General features: G+C 72.3%; 16 protein-coding genes. 12 read left to right on the top strand and 4 right to left on the bottom strand.

Annotated features, from left to right (window positions below):
• The first annotated feature begins 52 nt into the window (after positions 1-52).
• A complete protein-coding gene (locus tag DEJ31_RS14775; RefSeq protein WP_110903843.1) occupies positions 53-964 on the top strand; it encodes a glucose 1-dehydrogenase in 912 nt (303 codons plus the stop codon).
• Positions 965-1,072: 108 nt separating this feature from the next.
• Here the strand turns inward: DEJ31_RS14775 and DEJ31_RS14770 are convergent, their stop codons facing one another.
• Entirely contained in the window at positions 1,073-1,393 is a 321-nt protein-coding gene (locus DEJ31_RS14770) for a hypothetical protein (protein ID WP_111122227.1), read from the bottom strand.
• 203 nt (positions 1,394-1,596) lie between these two features.
• On the opposite strand from DEJ31_RS14770, the gene DEJ31_RS14765 reads away from it, so the two are divergent.
• Entirely contained in the window at positions 1,597-2,289 is a 693-nt protein-coding gene (locus tag DEJ31_RS14765) for a TetR/AcrR family transcriptional regulator (RefSeq protein ID WP_111044495.1), read from the top strand.
• A 110-nt stretch (positions 2,290-2,399) separates the two neighbouring features.
• A complete protein-coding gene (locus tag DEJ31_RS14760) occupies positions 2,400-2,594 on the top strand; it encodes a DUF2795 domain-containing protein (RefSeq protein ID WP_110903840.1) in 195 nt (64 codons plus the stop codon).
• Between the two features lie 181 nt (positions 2,595-2,775).
• Here DEJ31_RS14760 and DEJ31_RS14755 read toward each other — a convergent pair whose 3' ends face one another.
• Together DEJ31_RS14755 and DEJ31_RS14750 are read right to left on the bottom strand one after the other, a co-directional pair.
• On the bottom strand, positions 2,776-3,216 hold the full coding sequence (locus tag DEJ31_RS14755) for an OsmC family peroxiredoxin (RefSeq protein WP_110903839.1): 441 nt from the start codon (positions 3,214-3,216) through the stop codon (positions 2,776-2,778).
• Positions 3,217-3,429: 213 nt separating this feature from the next.
• Positions 3,430-5,325, bottom strand: a complete 1,896-nt coding sequence (locus DEJ31_RS14750) for a gamma-glutamyltransferase family protein (RefSeq protein WP_111122226.1) — start codon at positions 5,323-5,325, stop codon at positions 3,430-3,432.
• Between the two features lie 201 nt (positions 5,326-5,526).
• Between DEJ31_RS14750 and DEJ31_RS14745 the strand changes: the two genes are divergently transcribed.
• From DEJ31_RS14745 to DEJ31_RS14720, 6 genes are all read left to right on the top strand, one after another.
• Positions 5,527-6,687, top strand: a complete 1,161-nt coding sequence (locus DEJ31_RS14745; RefSeq protein ID WP_110903838.1) for a peptidoglycan DD-metalloendopeptidase family protein — start codon at positions 5,527-5,529, stop codon at positions 6,685-6,687.
• A 42-nt stretch (positions 6,688-6,729) separates the two neighbouring features.
• Positions 6,730-7,371, top strand: coding sequence for a DNA alkylation repair protein (locus DEJ31_RS14740; protein ID WP_146243165.1), 642 nt, complete (start codon positions 6,730-6,732; stop codon positions 7,369-7,371).
• Positions 7,372-7,450: 79 nt separating this feature from the next.
• Complete coding sequence (locus tag DEJ31_RS14735) at positions 7,451-8,281, top strand: cytochrome c oxidase assembly protein (RefSeq protein WP_181433542.1); 831 nt, start codon at positions 7,451-7,453, stop codon at positions 8,279-8,281.
• 101 nt (positions 8,282-8,382) lie between these two features.
• Positions 8,383-9,588 (top strand): zinc-dependent alcohol dehydrogenase, encoded by a 1,206-nt coding sequence (locus DEJ31_RS14730; RefSeq protein WP_111044599.1) that lies wholly within the window; start codon positions 8,383-8,385, stop codon positions 9,586-9,588.
• Positions 9,585-10,610, top strand: coding sequence for an NAD-dependent epimerase/dehydratase family protein (locus DEJ31_RS14725; protein WP_111122223.1), 1,026 nt, complete (start codon positions 9,585-9,587; stop codon positions 10,608-10,610). The genes DEJ31_RS14730 and DEJ31_RS14725 overlap by 4 nt, the downstream gene beginning before the upstream one ends.
• Positions 10,611-10,617: 7 nt before the next feature.
• A complete protein-coding gene (locus DEJ31_RS14720) occupies positions 10,618-10,854 on the top strand; it encodes a hypothetical protein (protein ID WP_181427392.1) in 237 nt (78 codons plus the stop codon).
• A 50-nt stretch (positions 10,855-10,904) separates the two neighbouring features.
• Here the strand turns inward: DEJ31_RS14720 and DEJ31_RS14715 are convergent, their stop codons facing one another.
• Entirely contained in the window at positions 10,905-11,372 is a 468-nt protein-coding gene (locus DEJ31_RS14715; RefSeq protein WP_309146518.1) for a MarR family transcriptional regulator, read from the bottom strand.
• A 197-nt stretch (positions 11,373-11,569) separates the two neighbouring features.
• Here DEJ31_RS14715 and DEJ31_RS14710 point away from each other — a divergent pair, with 197 nt between their 5' ends.
• The 3 genes from DEJ31_RS14710 (at position 11,570) to DEJ31_RS14700 (ending at position 14,045) form a co-directional block, all read left to right on the top strand.
• Positions 11,570-12,217, top strand: coding sequence for a hypothetical protein (locus DEJ31_RS14710; protein ID WP_111122222.1), 648 nt, complete (start codon positions 11,570-11,572; stop codon positions 12,215-12,217).
• Positions 12,218-12,312: 95 nt separating this feature from the next.
• The gene (locus DEJ31_RS14705) at positions 12,313-13,197 is read left to right on the top strand and encodes a S26 family signal peptidase (protein WP_110903832.1); all 885 of its coding nucleotides are present in this window, start codon (positions 12,313-12,315) and stop codon (positions 13,195-13,197) included.
• A complete protein-coding gene (locus DEJ31_RS14700) occupies positions 13,194-14,045 on the top strand; it encodes a LamG domain-containing protein (protein ID WP_110903831.1) in 852 nt (283 codons plus the stop codon). Before DEJ31_RS14705 ends, DEJ31_RS14700 begins: the two co-directional genes overlap by 4 nt.
• Positions 14,046-14,241: the final 196 nt, after the last annotated feature.

Raw genomic sequence — 14,241 nt, 5'->3', positions numbered from 1 at the left:
GGGGACGGCCCCCTGAACGGCAGCGGGTGACCCGGTGCGTAGCGTCGCACGCATGACGGACCAGCGGATCGACCAGTACACCATGCAGGACCCGACGAAGCTCTACGCCGACAAGAAGCCGGACGAGCAGTACCTCAAGGGTGCCGGCACCGACGCCGAGATGGCGGAGAACGTCCCCGCCGACCACGGCGAGGACACCTACCGGGGCTCCGGCCGCCTCGAGGGCCGTAAGGCGCTCATCACCGGCGGCGACTCGGGCATCGGCGCGGCCGTCGCCATCGCCTACGCCCGTGAGGGTGCCGACGTCGCCATCGGCTACCTCCCCGAGGAGCAGGAGGACGCCGACCGCATCATCGCCCTCATCGAGGCCGCGGGTCGCAAGGCCGTCGCGCTCCCGGGTGACATCACCTCGCTCGCGTTCTGCGAGGAGCTCGTCGCCTCCGCGGTGGAGCAGCTCGGCGGGCTCGACATCCTGGTGAACAATGCCGGCAAGCAGCAGAACGTCGACGCGATCACGGACATCTCCGACGAGGAGTTCGACGAGACCTTCAAGACCAACGTGTACGCGACGTTCCGCATCACGAAGGCCGCCGTACCGCACCTCGCGCCGGGCTCGACGATCATCAACACGACGTCGATCCAGGCCTACGCGCCGTCGCCGAACCTCGTGCACTACGCCGCGACGAAGGCGACCGTGAACAACCTCGCGAAGGGCCTCGCCGCACAGCTCGCGCCGAAGGGCATCCGCGTCAACGCCGTCGCACCGGGTCCGATCTGGACGCCGCTGCAGCCGGCAGGCGGACAGCCCGCCGAGGACCTGCCGTCGGTGGGCGAGGAGACCTACCTCGGCCGCTGGGGCCAGCCCGCCGAGCTCGCGCCGGCCTACGTGTTCCTCGCCAGCGGCGAGTCGTCCTTCGTCGTGGGCGAGACGCTGCACGTCGACGGTGGCATGCCGACGCCGTAGTCGTCACACCGGCGGTGACGCCGGATGCGCACCCACGCGGTGACGCCGGACCGGACGGGAGGCCCGTGGCTGCGCAGCCACGGGCCTCCCGTCCGTCGTACGGTCCGGTCAGCGCGTCCCGCAGGTGCGCGCCATCGACTCGAGCAGTTCGCGCGCCGCGAGGGCGGCGGCCAACTCGACCTCGACGGGGTTGATGCCGACGGCGTGCTCGAACTCCCGGCGTCGGGCCTGCAGGGCAACCGGGACCTCGGGCCGTTGCGGCAGGACGGCGATCGCCTGGGCGGCGGCCTCGAACGCACCCTCGGGGCGACCGAGGTGCTCCCACATGGTGCGGACGTCGTGCGCCACCTGCTCCGGGGTGCTCGCGAACTCGAACCCGGCGGACGCCATGGTGGCCAGGCCCTGTGCGGTGGAGTCGTTCGGAGACATCCCGGCATCGTCACACACCCGGCATCGGACACACCCAGGCAGCGGCCGCTGAGCGCCGTCGCTTGTCCCCCATGTTGCCGACCCCCGTACCGGGGATGCGCGTCATCCGTGATCTACGCCAGGATCGTCATGCGGACAGGACGTCCGCACCCCCGGACGCGACGGCCACGACCTGACCGCGAGTCCCGGACACGGAGGGCACGATGCTCGAGGACACCAGCGCCGACACGGTGGCTGCCGCTGCGGCTGCGGCCACCCTGCACCTGCGGATCAGGATCGTGGGTGCCACGGTCGACCTGCTCCGTGACGTGCCCTTCCACGAGGCACGCGTCGAGCACGTCGCCGAGCGGCTGGACATCTCGACGTACGAGCTCCAGCAGCACTTCCCGTCGTGGGACGGACTCGTCCTGGCCGCGGTCGACCGCTGGAACGGTGCCCGGATGGACGAGGTCACGCGCGAGGTCGGCAACGGCAGCACGGTCGAGCTGCTCCGTGCGATCGTCGCCTCGAACGCGGACGACCCGGCCCTGATGCGCCTGCTCGTCGCCCTGCTCAGCGTCGCCGGCAACCCCGAGCACGCCATGTCGACGTACCTGCGCTCGCGGTACCAGCTGTTCTTCTCGCAGGTGAAGCGCGGGTTGGAGCACGACATCGCGGTCGGCCGCGCCCCGCACACCATGGACCCCCGCCGCGGGGCCGAGCAGCTCATCGCACTGTACGAGGGGCTGCAGCTGCAGGCCCTCCTGCGCAGTGACCTGGACCTGGTCGCGGCGTTCGACCGTGCCGTCGCCCGTCTCGAGCGCGGCTGGATGGAACGGTACGAGGCGACCGCGCAGCGACGTCTGTCGACCTGGGGCGACGTGTCCTGGTCCGACGACGAGACCTGGTCGGTCTGACGGGAGGCGCGGGCCGGCTCGTGCCGTCCGTGCTGGCCGCCGACCGCATCCGCTGGGTCGTCGCCGAGGGGACCCCGGGTAGGCCGGGAAGCCCAACGGAAGGAACGATCGTGGCAGCACCGAACCCCATCCAGATCCAGAAGTACCTGAGCGGCATCGACTACCCCGCCTCGAAGGACGACGTCGTGTCGACCGCCGAGAAGGAGAACGCCCCCGACGACGTGCTCGAGGCGCTCCGTGCGATCCCGGACGGCGAGTACGACGCCCCGACCGCCGTCTCCAGCGCGGTCTCGGACGCGAGCTAGGAACCGCCTCCTGCGGGGGGCGGCTGCGGCCGCGCGGGTCGCCGCCGGAGTCGGGTGACGATCTGGTTCGCCCAGGCCGGTCGCCCGCCGTCCTCATGCGCAGCCCTGGTGCCCGTGCGCGACTGACGGGAGGCCGCCCACCGGTCGGGTGGGCAGCCTCCCGTCAGCGCGTGGCTCGGTGTTACTGCTCGAACGTGGCGTGCAGTTCGATGTCGACACCGGTGAGGGCCTTGCTGACCGGGCAGGTCGCCTTGGCCTCGTCGGCGGCCTTGAGGAAGGTCGCCTCGTCGATGCCGGTGACCTCACCGTGCACGGTGAGGACGATGCCGGTGAGCTTGAAGCCGCCGGCCGAGTCCGGACCGAGCGAGACGTCGGCCTTGACGTCGAGGGACTCGACGGTGCCGCCGGCCTCGCCGAGGATCGCCGAGAACTGCATGGCGTAGCAGGACGAGTGCGCTGCGGCGATGAGCTCTTCGGGGCTGGTCGTGCCGCCGGCGTCGTCAGCGGCGCGCTTCGGGAAGGACACGTCGTAGGTGCCGACCTTCGAGCTGGAGAGTTCGACCTGGCCGGAACCGTCGTTGAGGCCGCCGTTCCAGGCGGTGCGTGCGGTGCGTGTGGGCATGGCCGCTCCTTTCGTTCGGGTGTGTGGGCCGGGTGCGACCCTCGGTGCCGAGTCAATCGGAGAACGATCGTTCTCGCAACCGGTTCCCGGGGAAGACGCAGGCTCGCGGTCCCGGCCGCTCCGGTACCGCGGCCCCAGGAGTCACCCTTTCGCATCGCGGACACGGACACGGAAGCCGTCGCGGCCGCCTGACCGGCGGCACCGCGAGCGCGCTCAGCGCCCCGCCGCGTACCCCTGCGCGCCTCGCGGGTTCGCGGCCGCACCGACCACCCCGGTCTCCGGATCCCGGGTGACGCACGTGAGCCGGCCCAGGCTCCAGTCGCCCGCGCGCGTGACGACGTGACCACGGGCCTCCAGTCCGGCGATCACCGCGTCGCCGAGCCGGTCCTCGACGACCAGGCCCGCCGGCTCCCACGTCCGCGGCCAGAACGACCCCGGGAACGACGTCGTGTGCAGGGCCGGGGCGTCGATGGCCTGCTGCGGCGTGTACCCGCCGACGATCCAGCGGAGCAGGAACAGCAGCTGCCACTGGTCCTGCTGGTCGCCGCCGGGGGAGCCGAGCGCCATGACCGGCACGCCGTCGCGCAGGACGAGCGTCGGGGTGAGTGTGGTGCGCGGGCGCTCGCCGGGGCGCAGGGTCGACGCGGTGCCCTCCTCGAGCCAGGTCATCTGCAGCCGCGTGCCCAGGCAGAAGCCGAGCTCGGGGATCGTCGGCGACGACTGCAGCCAGCCGCCGGAGGGCGTGGCGCTGACGATGTTGCCCCAGCGGTCCACGACGTCGATGTGGCAGGTGTCACCGCGGGTGTCGCCGTCGGGCGCGACGAACGGTTCGCCGCGGTCCTCGACCGGGACCTCCGCGCGCGCGTCGACCGGTCCACGCCGGGCACCGGGCACGGTGGGCTCCCCGACCCCGGCCGCGCCGGTCACGTCGTACGAGGTGCGGAGCGGCGGCAGGACCGGGTCGACGCCCGGCAAGTCGCCCGGGCGGAACTCGGCGGAGGCGGTGTCCGCGATGAGCGCCCGACGTGCAGCGACGGTGGCGTCGGCGAGCAGGACGTCGAGCGGGACCGTGCCGTCGCCGTAGAACGCCTCGCGGTCGGCGAGGGCGAGCTTCAACGCCTCGACCACCGTGTGGGCGCCGAGCTCGGTCGACGGGTCCAGGCGCTCGTCGTCCAGCGGCTCGAGCATCCGCAGGGTCTGCAGGAGCGCCGGCCCCTGCCCCCACGGCCCGGTCTTCGCGATGGTGTGGCCGCGGAACTCCGCGGTCGTCGCCGGTTCGGTGGTCGCCCGGAACGCGGCCAGGTCCCCGGCCCGGAGGACGCCGGCGTGGTCGGTGCCGGACGAGTGCCGGTGCGGCTGCCGGACGAAGGCGTCGATCGTCGTCGCGACGAACCCCTCGGCCCACTCCCGGCGGGCGGCGTCGATCCGGGAGGCCCGTCCACCGTCCGCCCCGCTGCCGTCCGTGTCCGCGCCGGCCGCGACCAGCCGGTCGAACACCGAGGCGAGCGCCTCGTTCCGCACCAGGTCCCCGGTGACGGGAGGCGCGCCTCCCGTCAGCCACCGCTCGGCGGAGGTGGGCCAGTGGTCGCGGAACAGGTCCGCGACCGCCGTGATCGTGCGGACCACGCCGGCGCTCACCGGGTGGCCGTCGCGGGCGTAGCCGGTGGCGGGGGCGAGCACGTCCGCGAGCTCCCAGGTGCCGTGGTCGCGGAGCAGCAGGAGCCAGGCGTCGACCGCTCCCGGCACGGCCGCGGCGAGGGCGCCGGCGCCGGGGACCAGGTCGAGCCCCTCGGCGCGGAAGTGCTCCGGGGTCGCCCCGGCCGGAGCCGGACCCTGGCCGACGAGGACCACGGGGGTCGGGTCCTCCGCGGTCGCGTACACCGCGGTCAGGTCCCCGCCCGGGCCGTTGAGGTGTGGCTCGACCACGTGCAGGACGAACGCGCCCGCGACCACCGCGTCGAAGGCGTTGCCGCCGCGCTCCAGGACCGACTGGGCGGACGCCGTGGCGAGCCAGTGCGTCGAGGCCGTCATCCCGAACGTGCCCTGCAGGTCGGGACGGGTGCGTTCCGCGGCCGGACGGACGAAGGCGGGGTTCGGCTGAGCGGGCATGGGTCCCATCCTGTCCCCGGAACGCCGCGAGCACACGGACACGCGTCGCGCAACGCCCCCGGACCGGGGGATGGCCCTGATCGGTTCCGCCTGCGAACCTTGACCGTCGAGTCGTACAGGGACGCCTCGACACCGGACACGCACCGCGCTGGCGCTCGGCCGCCCGCGGTGGGCCTCACCACGAGCAGGGACGACCACCACATGATCAGGGCACGAGCACGCTTCGCCGCGGCCGTCACCGCTGTCGCGATCGCGGCCGCGGGACTCGTCGCGGTCGCCGCACCGGCGCACGCAGCGACCACCTACACCGGCACCGCCCCGGCGGGCACCTGGCTCCGGGCCGGCGACCAGGTGACCTCGCCGAACGGGCAGTTCCGCCTGGTCATGCAGGGTGACGGCAACCTCGTCGAGTACGGCATCGGGAACGTGGTGCTCTGGGCGTCGAACACCTCGAACCAGTCCGGCGCCGCCGCGGTCGTCCAGAAGGAGGGACCGCTGTCGATCATCAAGAACGGCAAGCTGCTGGCGCAGTGGGGCCCGAAGAGCTCCCCGACGAAGAGCCTGGGCGTGAACGGCGACGGCACCCTCCTCCTGCTGAACACGGCGAACGCGACCACCTGGAAGCTGCAGACGTTCCAGAACCGGGTGCCGGCCGGGACGACGATCCTGCCCGGCACGGTGCTGCGCTCCGGTGCCGGTCGTGACCAGACCTTCACGATGCAGACCGACGGCAACCTCGTCCAGTACGTGAACGGCGCCGCGGCCTGGTCGTCGAAGACCTTCCGGCACCCCGGCGCGACCGCCGCGGTGCAGACCGACGGCAACCTCGTCGTCTACCCGAAGGGCGGCGGGACGGCGCTCTGGGCCTCGAACACCTCGCGCAAGGGCGGCGGAGCGCTGCTGGTGCAGCTCGACGGCAACGTCGTCCTCTACGGGAAGGCGGACACCCGTTCCTGGTCGACGAAGAAGGTCACCGGACTGCAGTGGCCGGTCGCCGGCACGACGATCACCGGTCGCTACGGCGACGACCGCGGCGCAGGCCACGTGCCGCGCTACCACCAGGGCACCGACTCGCCGGTGAAGATCGGTACCCCGGTGTACGCCTCGGGGACCGGGCGGGTGACGACGGTGGTCCGCAACAACGCCAGCTACGGCAACTACGTCGTCGTGACCTACGGCCTGACCACGGTGCTGACGGCGCACATGAGCTCGATCGCGGTCAGCAAGGACCAGGTCGTCTCGCTGAGCACACAGCTCGGCAAGTCCGGCAACACCGGGCAGTCCACCGGCCCACACGTGCACGTCGAGACCCGGGTCAACGGGACGCTCAAGGACCCGCTGACGATCCTCGCGTTCCGCTGACGACCGGCCGGCGTTCCGCACCCCGGCCGTAGGGTGGAGGGGATGTCACGTCCCACCGCCGAGGACGTCCTCGTCGCGTTCGCCCGGACGCCGGGGGACGTCGGCGCCGCACGCCGGGTCGCCCGACGCTTCGCGGACCTGGACCCGGGGGAGCGGTCGGCGCTGCTCTGGAGCGAGGACCCGGGCGGCCGCCTCGTCGCCGTGGTGCTGCTCCTGCAGGCCGCCCGCGAGCGGCAGGCCGAGCACCGCGGCCCGGATCCGGACCTGACCGACGAGTACCTGTCCGCGCTGCGGGCCGAGCGGCTCGACGACCCGGTACTGGTCGACCTGGCCGCCGAGGACCTGGTCGGCACCCCGCTGCTCGGCGGCTCGACCGGGCCGCTGTTCGCCCTCGCGAAGTCCGACGTGGCGCTCGTCCGTCGGGCCGCGGTCGTGGCGACCCTGGCGTTCGCGAAGCAGGGCGACGCCGAGGTCCCGCTCGCCGTGGTCGGTCGCCTCGTCCGGGAGCGCGGCGACGTCGTGCAGTCGGCCCTCGGCCGGGTGCTGCGCGAGGTCGGCAAGCGGGCGTCCGAGGTCGAGCTCGTCGCGTTCCTCGAGCGGCAGGGCCGGTTCCTCAGCCGCGCGGCCCTCGAGACCGCGACCGAACACCTGCCGCCGGCGGAACGGGACCGATTGCGCGGCTGACCAGTCGCGGGACCCCGTCGTGCCGAACACCGCGTACCGGTCTCCGACAGGATGGTCGGACGACGACAGGAGCTCATCGGTGCACTCTCACGGCGGCACGCTCGGGACCTTCACCCTCATCGCCCTCACCGTGGCGGGTGCGGTGTACATCGTCGGGGCGTCCGGACAGCGGCGCCGCGGGCACGCCGCCTGGCCCCCGGCACGGACGGTCTCCTGGATCGCCGGACTGCTGGCCGTCGCCGCGGTGCTCGTCGGGCCGCTCGGCCACGCCGGTGGGCACGACCTCACCACACACGTCCTCGGCCACGTCGTCATCGGCATGGTCGCCCCGGTGCTGCTGGTCCTCGGCTCGCCGGTGACGCTCGCCCGCCGCACGCTCGAACCCGTCCCGCTGCAGCGCCTCGGTCGCCTGGCCGGCAACCCGCTGACCCGGGCACTCGCGTTCCCGGTGGTCGCCGCGGTCCTGGCCGTCGGCGGGTCCTGGCTGCTCTACACCGGCACCACTGCGGCCGACTCGACCCGCGACCCGGCCCTGCACTCGGTCGTGATGATCGGGTTCCTGCTCGCCGGACTGCTCCTGACCGCGGGCGTGGTCGGGGTCTCGGCCGGCATCCGTCGCAGCCCGCGCTGGCTGCGGGTGACCGTCCTGGTGCTCTCGACCGCCGTGCTCTGCGCCGAGTCCGCGCTGATGGCCGCGGCCGGGGTGCCGGACATCCCCGCCGACCAGGTGCCGTCCGCCTCGGCAGCACTCTGGATCGGTGCGGTGCTGTACGCCGTCGCGCTCGGTGTCGTGGTCGCCGGGAAGCGTGCCCGCGACGAGCGCACCGCACGCGACGACCAGGTGGCCGCAGACGTCCGGGAGGCGCGCCCCGCGCCCGCCGCACCCGTCGCCTCCGACCCGGTGCGCTGACCGGCCCACGCTGGGAGGCTCCGTGAGGCGGAGGCGTACCGATGGGACGACGCGTGCCGGGCCTCCCGTCCGGCCGCGACCGCGACGAGAGGAGCGCACGCATGCGCGCACTGACCTGGCAGGGCACCGAGAAGGTGTCCGTCGAGACCGTTCCCGACCCGACCATCCAGGAGCCGACGGACGCGATCGTCCGGATCACCTCCACGGCGATCTGCGGCTCCGACCTGCACCTGTACCGCGTCCTCGGCCCGTACATCGACAAGGGTGACGTCCTCGGCCACGAGCCGATGGGAATCGTGGAGGAGGTCGGCTCGGCCGTCACGAACCTCAAGGTCGGCGACCGTGTCGTCGTCCCCTTCAACATCTCCTGCGGGCACTGCTACATGTGCCAGCGTGGGCTGCAGTCCCAGTGCGAGACCACCCAGGTGACCGCGTACGGCAGCGGAGCCGCCCTCTTCGGCTACACCAAGATGTACGGCCAGGTCCCCGGTGGTCAGGCCGAGTACCTGCGTGTGCCGCACGCCGACTACGGTCCCATCAAGGTGCCCGACACCGGTGCCGACGACCAGTGGCTGTTCCTGAGCGACATCCTGCCGACCGCGTGGCAGGCCGTGCAGTACGCCGACGTCCCCGAGGGCGGCACGCTCGCGGTCCTCGGACTCGGCCCGGTGGGGCAGTTCGCCGCCCGCATCGGCAAGCACCTGGGCTACCGCGTGCTCGCCGTCGAGCCGGAGCAGGTCCGTCGTGACCTCGCGGCGAAGTACGACATTGAGACGTTCGACCTGTCGAAGGACCTCGTCGCCGAGCTCGTCGACCTGACCGACGGCCGTGGCCCGGACGCCGTCGTCGACGGAGTCGGCATGGAGGCGCACGGCAACCCCGTCGCCGGGTTCGCCCAGCGCGCCGCCGGCCTGCTGCCCGACAAGCTCGCGCAGAAGGCCATCGAGACCGCCGGTGTCGACCGCCTGGACGCCGTGCACACCGCGATCGACCTGGTCCGTCGCGGCGGCACCGTCTCGCTGAGCGGTGTCTACGGCGGCATGGCCGATCCGATGCCGATGATGACGCTGTTCGACAAGCAGATCACCATCCGCGAAGGCCAGTGCAACGTGAAGCGTTGGATCGACGACATCATGCCGCTCGTCGAGGACCCGTCCGACCCGCTCGGCACCCTCGACCTGACGACCCACCGGGTCTCGCTCGAGGACGCCCCGCACATGTACGAGGTCTTCCAGAAGAAGGAGGACGACTGCATCAAGGTCGTCCTCGATCCCGCACTGCCCGCAGGTACCCCGGCCGCGGCATGACCAGGATCGTCGTCGTCGGCGCCACCGGGAACGTCGGGACCGCGCTGCTCCGCCGCTTCCGGGACGCCGGCGCCGACGTCGTCGGGGTCGCGCGCCGACGGCCGGACCTGCGCGCCCAGCCGTACGACAGCGCGCTCTGGCACACCGTCGACGTCGGCGCCCCGGACGCGATCGACCGGCTGACGGCGGTCTTCCGCGGCGCCGACGCCGTCGTCCACCTGGCGTGGGCGCTGCAGCCGACGCACGACATCCCGGCCCAGCACCGCACCGACGTGACCGGCACCGCGAACGTCCTGGCCGCCGTCGCGGCCGCGGGCGTGCCGCAGGTCGTCGTCGCGTCCTCGGTCGGTGCCTACCGCGGGGTCGACGCCGACGGCAAGCGCACCCCGGTGGACGAGACCTGGCCCGCCGACGGCATCCCGACCGCCACCTACTCGATCCACAAGGCCGAGAACGAGCGCGCGATGGACGTCTTCGAGCGCGAGCACCCGGACGTCGTCGTGACCCGACTGCGCCCCGGCCTGGTGTTCCAGCGTGACGCCGCCGCCGAGATCCGTGGCCTGTTCCTCGGGCACCTCGTGCCGATGCGGATCGTCCGCTGGATCCGCTGGGCGGTGTTGCCGCTGCCGTACCCGTTCGTGTTCCAGGCCGTCCATGCCGACGACCTCGCCGACGCGTACTGGCGGGCGATCGACCGGAAGGCCCGGGGGGCGTTCAACATCGCCGCCGCGCCCGTGCTCACGCCGCCGCGGATGGCGCGGGTGTTCGGGATGCTCGGAGCGGTCCGCGTGCCACTCGGTCTGGTCCGCGGGCTCGTCACGCTGACCTGGCGGCTGCGCCTGCAGCCCACCGATGCCGGCTGGGTGGACATCGCGGCCGGCGTGCCGATCATGCGCACCGACCGGGCGCGCGAGGTGCTCGGTTGGGAGGCACGGCACAGTGCCGAGGACGCGATGCGTGACCTGGTGGCCGGGTTCGCGGACGAGCACGGTGTGGCGGCGTCGCCGCCGTTGCGGGGCTGAGGCGTCCGTGTCCCTGACCGAGGCGAGCACCGACGCGTTCGGAGGCCGGGCCCAGCACGTGACGGGCGTCTCGGGGGCCTCGAACCACGGCGACTCGGGCGGGCCGCTCATCGTCAACGGCAAGGTCGTCGCCACGTGCTCCACCGGCGACAGCGCCGACCCGGGCGCGAACACCCGCGCGGGGTCGAACCAGGCCCTGCTGGCGCAGGCGTCGTCGTGGATCCGGAGCACGACGGGCATCTGACCGTTCCGGACGGAGAACGGGCGCCGCGGTCGACAGCGGCGCCCGTTCATTCAGCTCGCGGAGGCCGGTGTCGCCGGGTCGGCAGTCGCGGCCTGCTGGAACAGGCCGGTCGCCAGGTCGTTGAGGACCGCGTGCAGGTCCCCGCGGTGGCCGGAGTCGACCGCGCGCAGCATGGCGGCGTAGCGCTCCCGGTAGTCCGCGACGACGTCCTCGCCGGCGGGCCGCAGACGCAGCAGCGACCCGCGCCGGTCGGACGGGTTCGGTGTGCGCTCGAGCAGCCCTGCGGCGGACAGCCGGTCGACCATGTTCGTCACCGCGCCGGAGGTCAACCCGAGGAACCCGGCGACCTCGGTGGGGGTGGAGTAGCCGGTGTCACTGATGAGCACGAGGGCGCGGAGGCCACTCTCGTGCACGCCGGCGCGGGCGCTGAGCTGCGCGACCAGGCTCGCGTTGGCGCGGACGACGGCGTCGAACGCGGCCGTCAGGTCCGTCGCGTCGTGCTCGTCCTGCTCACTCACGGGCTGGTCTCCAGATCTCTCTCGTTGCGGGAGATTACCGGTGCGCCGGGCGTCGATGCGCCTCCCGTCCGCGGTGTCCCCCGCTCTGGGGGCCTTGCGGCGGTTCCATGTTGTTGAACCGATGACTATCTTAATCATTGAGCAATCGGCCGAACGGAGATTGCGAAAGAGACCATCCACGAACATCGAGGTACCCCGTGTCCAACCAGCTCCGCACCTCCCCGCTGAAGCGCATCCGTTTCGCACCCGTGGCGCTCCTCGCGGGCATCTTCGCCGCCGTGCTCCTCTCCCTCTCGCTCACCGGCACCCTCTCCGGGTTCGCCGCGAGCATCACCAACAGCAGCAACACCGCCGCCAGCGGCACGTTGATCATGCAGGAGCAGAACGCCAACGCGTCCGTCACCTGCCTCAGCACCGACGGCGGCTCGGTCTCGACCAACGCCGCGACCTGCTCGACCATCAACAAGTTCGGTGGCAGCACGACGATGACCCCGGGCAACACGGTCAACACCCCGATCACCATCAAGAACACCGGTACCGCCGCCGCCAGCACCTTCACGCTGACCCCGGGCGCCACCTGCACGCAGAGCGCCAACGGCACGTCGAACGGCACCGCGACCGACCTCTGCGCGAAGATGAACCTCGTGGTCACCTCCGGCTCCACCAGCGTCTTCTCCGGCACCCTCGCCAGCTTCAAGGGCGGCGCCGCGATCACGCTGCCCACCGCTCCCGCCGCCGGTGCGAGCGTCCCCTTCAACTTCGCGGTCACCCTCGACTCCTCGGCCGGCAACACCTACCAGGGCCTCGCCGCCTCGGTGCCGATGACCTGGACCTTCACCGCCTGATCCGACCAACCTCAGACCGGCGACGCTCGACTGACCCCCCTACGGTCGAGCGTCGCCATTCCCCTTGACCACCACCGACCAGGACGGAGCAGCACATGAGCCTCACCTCGGCCATCCCGCTCAGCGGGACCCTCCCGCGGCCGCTCCTCGGCGGACGTGCGGTCAGCCGCTCCGAGACCGTCCTCGCCTGGTCGGTCGCCGCGATCGCGGCGCTCCTCCTCACCGCTGCGGTCCTGTTCCTCACCAACGGCGGCCGCTGGTTCGTCGTCGAGACCCCGTCGATGGGTGAAGCCGCCCCGGTCGGCACGCTCGTCCTCGACATGCCGGTGCAGGCGTCGTCCCTCCGGGTCGGCGACATCGTGTCCTACCGGACTGCCGCGAACCCCGACGTCACCTACACGCACCGCATCGTCGCGATCGACCCCGACGGCGGCATCCACGCCCGCGGCGACGTCAACGGCGCTCAGGACCCGTGGACGCTCACGCAGGAGAACCTGGTCGGCGCCCCGGTCCTGCTCGTCCCGCACCTGGGCTGGCTCTTCCGGGCCGCCCCGATCCTCCTGGTCGGCACGCTCCTCATCTGGGCCCTGACCAGCGTCTTCACCGACCGGGTCACCCGCGGCAGCCTGCGCATCGCCGGCAGCTCCCTCACCGTCTCGTACGCGGCGTTCGTGCTCAAGCCGTTCGTCAACGTCACGACGATCTCGAACACGTCGGCGAAGGGCAGCGTCGAGGCGACCGTGGTGTCCTCGGGCATGTTCCCCGTCCGCATCGACGCGGTCGGCGGCAACACCGTGCACCTGGTCGACGGCGAAGTGGGCCGCATCACCATCCACGAGCTCACCCACAACGGGCAGTACCAGCTCATGTCGAACATCGACCTCGACCCGATCGGCTGGGCCGCGCTCATCGCCGCCTGCCTGCTGCCGCTGCTGTTCTGCCTGGCGATCGGCCGCGTCGAGACGGTGCGTGCCGCGTGAACCTGCACCGACTCCGTGACGGCAAGGTCGTCGCCGTCCTGCTGGTCGTCGCCCTGGCCGTCGTCATCGTGCTCAACCAGTTCGCGCCGACCCGGTCCGCGTTCACCGCGAAGGTGACCAACGGGTCCAACAGTGCCGGCACCGCCAGCTACTTCACCTGCGCGAGTGCCGTCGACGCGGAGAACGCCAACGCCCTGTTCACCTACCAGCTCGCCGAGGCCGCCGGCGCGAAGACCGCCGTCGACGACTCCGGCAAGGGCGCGAACGGCACCTACCAGGGATCGATGGCCTCGACGACGGCGACCCCGAAGGCCTGCCCTCGCGACGCCGGCGGCGCGTACGTCCTGGACGGGTCGACCAGCTTCGTCTCCACTCCGACGATGTACCGCAACCCGACCACCTTCAGCGAAGAGGTGTGGTTCCGCACCACCGTCGCCGGCGGACTGCTCATCGGCTTCGGCAGCAACCAGGTCGCCGCCTCCGGGCAGCACGACCGCCAGGTGTACCTCAACACCAGCGGGCAGCTCGTCTTCGGCTCGTACAACAACACCACACAGGTCGTCACGTCGCCCAAGGCCTACAGCGACGGCGCATGGCACCACGTCGTCGCCACGATGTCGGCCACGACCGGGATGCGGCTGTACGCCGACGGGGCCCTGGTGGCCTCGAACGCTGCCTTCACCGCCCCGGAGAACGCGAGCGGGTACTTCCGCGTCGGCTACGACACGATCACCGGGTGGCCGGGTGCCGGCAACTACTACTTCGCCGGCTCGATGCGGTTCGCTGCCGTGTACAGCTCGGTGCTCTCCGCCACGCAGGTCACGGGCCACTACAACGCCGGGCGCTGAGTCGACTCACTGACGCACCTGCCGGTGTTCGGGACCTTTGGGAACCCGCGCTCCCGGCTGCCACGACGCCGACCGGCACCGCGTCGTTCCCATGACCTCCGCCACGACCGGCATCCCCGGGACGGCGGCGGCGCACTCGTGGCGTCGAACGCGGATCCCGGCCGCCGCAGGACCGCACCGGCACCTGAGGTGGGCC

It is taken from the genome of Curtobacterium sp. MCPF17_031, from assembly GCF_003234035.1.
Taxonomy (GTDB): Bacteria; Actinomycetota; Actinomycetes; order Actinomycetales; family Microbacteriaceae; genus Curtobacterium.
This window is presented reverse-complemented; position numbering and strand designations above follow the sequence as displayed.

Bases quoted from the DNA above. Each gene is read 5' to 3' on its own strand.
- DEJ31_RS14775 (WP_110903843.1), top strand. From the start codon at position 53: ATGACGGACCAGCGGATCGACCAGTACACCATGCAGGACCCGACGAAG.
- DEJ31_RS14770 (WP_111122227.1), bottom strand. From the start codon at position 1,393: ATGTCTCCGAACGACTCCACCGCACAGGGCCTGGCCACCATGGCGTCC.
- DEJ31_RS14765 (WP_111044495.1), top strand. From the start codon at position 1,597: ATGCTCGAGGACACCAGCGCCGACACGGTGGCTGCCGCTGCGGCTGCG.
- DEJ31_RS14755 (WP_110903839.1), bottom strand. From the start codon at position 3,216: ATGCCCACACGCACCGCACGCACCGCCTGGAACGGCGGCCTCAACGAC.
- DEJ31_RS14750 (WP_111122226.1), bottom strand. From the start codon at position 5,325: ATGCCCGCTCAGCCGAACCCCGCCTTCGTCCGTCCGGCCGCGGAACGC.
- DEJ31_RS14745 (WP_110903838.1), top strand. From the start codon at position 5,527: ATGATCAGGGCACGAGCACGCTTCGCCGCGGCCGTCACCGCTGTCGCG.
- DEJ31_RS14740 (WP_146243165.1), top strand. From the start codon at position 6,730: ATGTCACGTCCCACCGCCGAGGACGTCCTCGTCGCGTTCGCCCGGACG.
- DEJ31_RS14730 (WP_111044599.1), top strand. From the start codon at position 8,383: ATGCGCGCACTGACCTGGCAGGGCACCGAGAAGGTGTCCGTCGAGACC.
- DEJ31_RS14725 (WP_111122223.1), top strand. From the start codon at position 9,585: ATGACCAGGATCGTCGTCGTCGGCGCCACCGGGAACGTCGGGACCGCG.
- DEJ31_RS14705 (WP_110903832.1), top strand. From the start codon at position 12,313: ATGAGCCTCACCTCGGCCATCCCGCTCAGCGGGACCCTCCCGCGGCCG.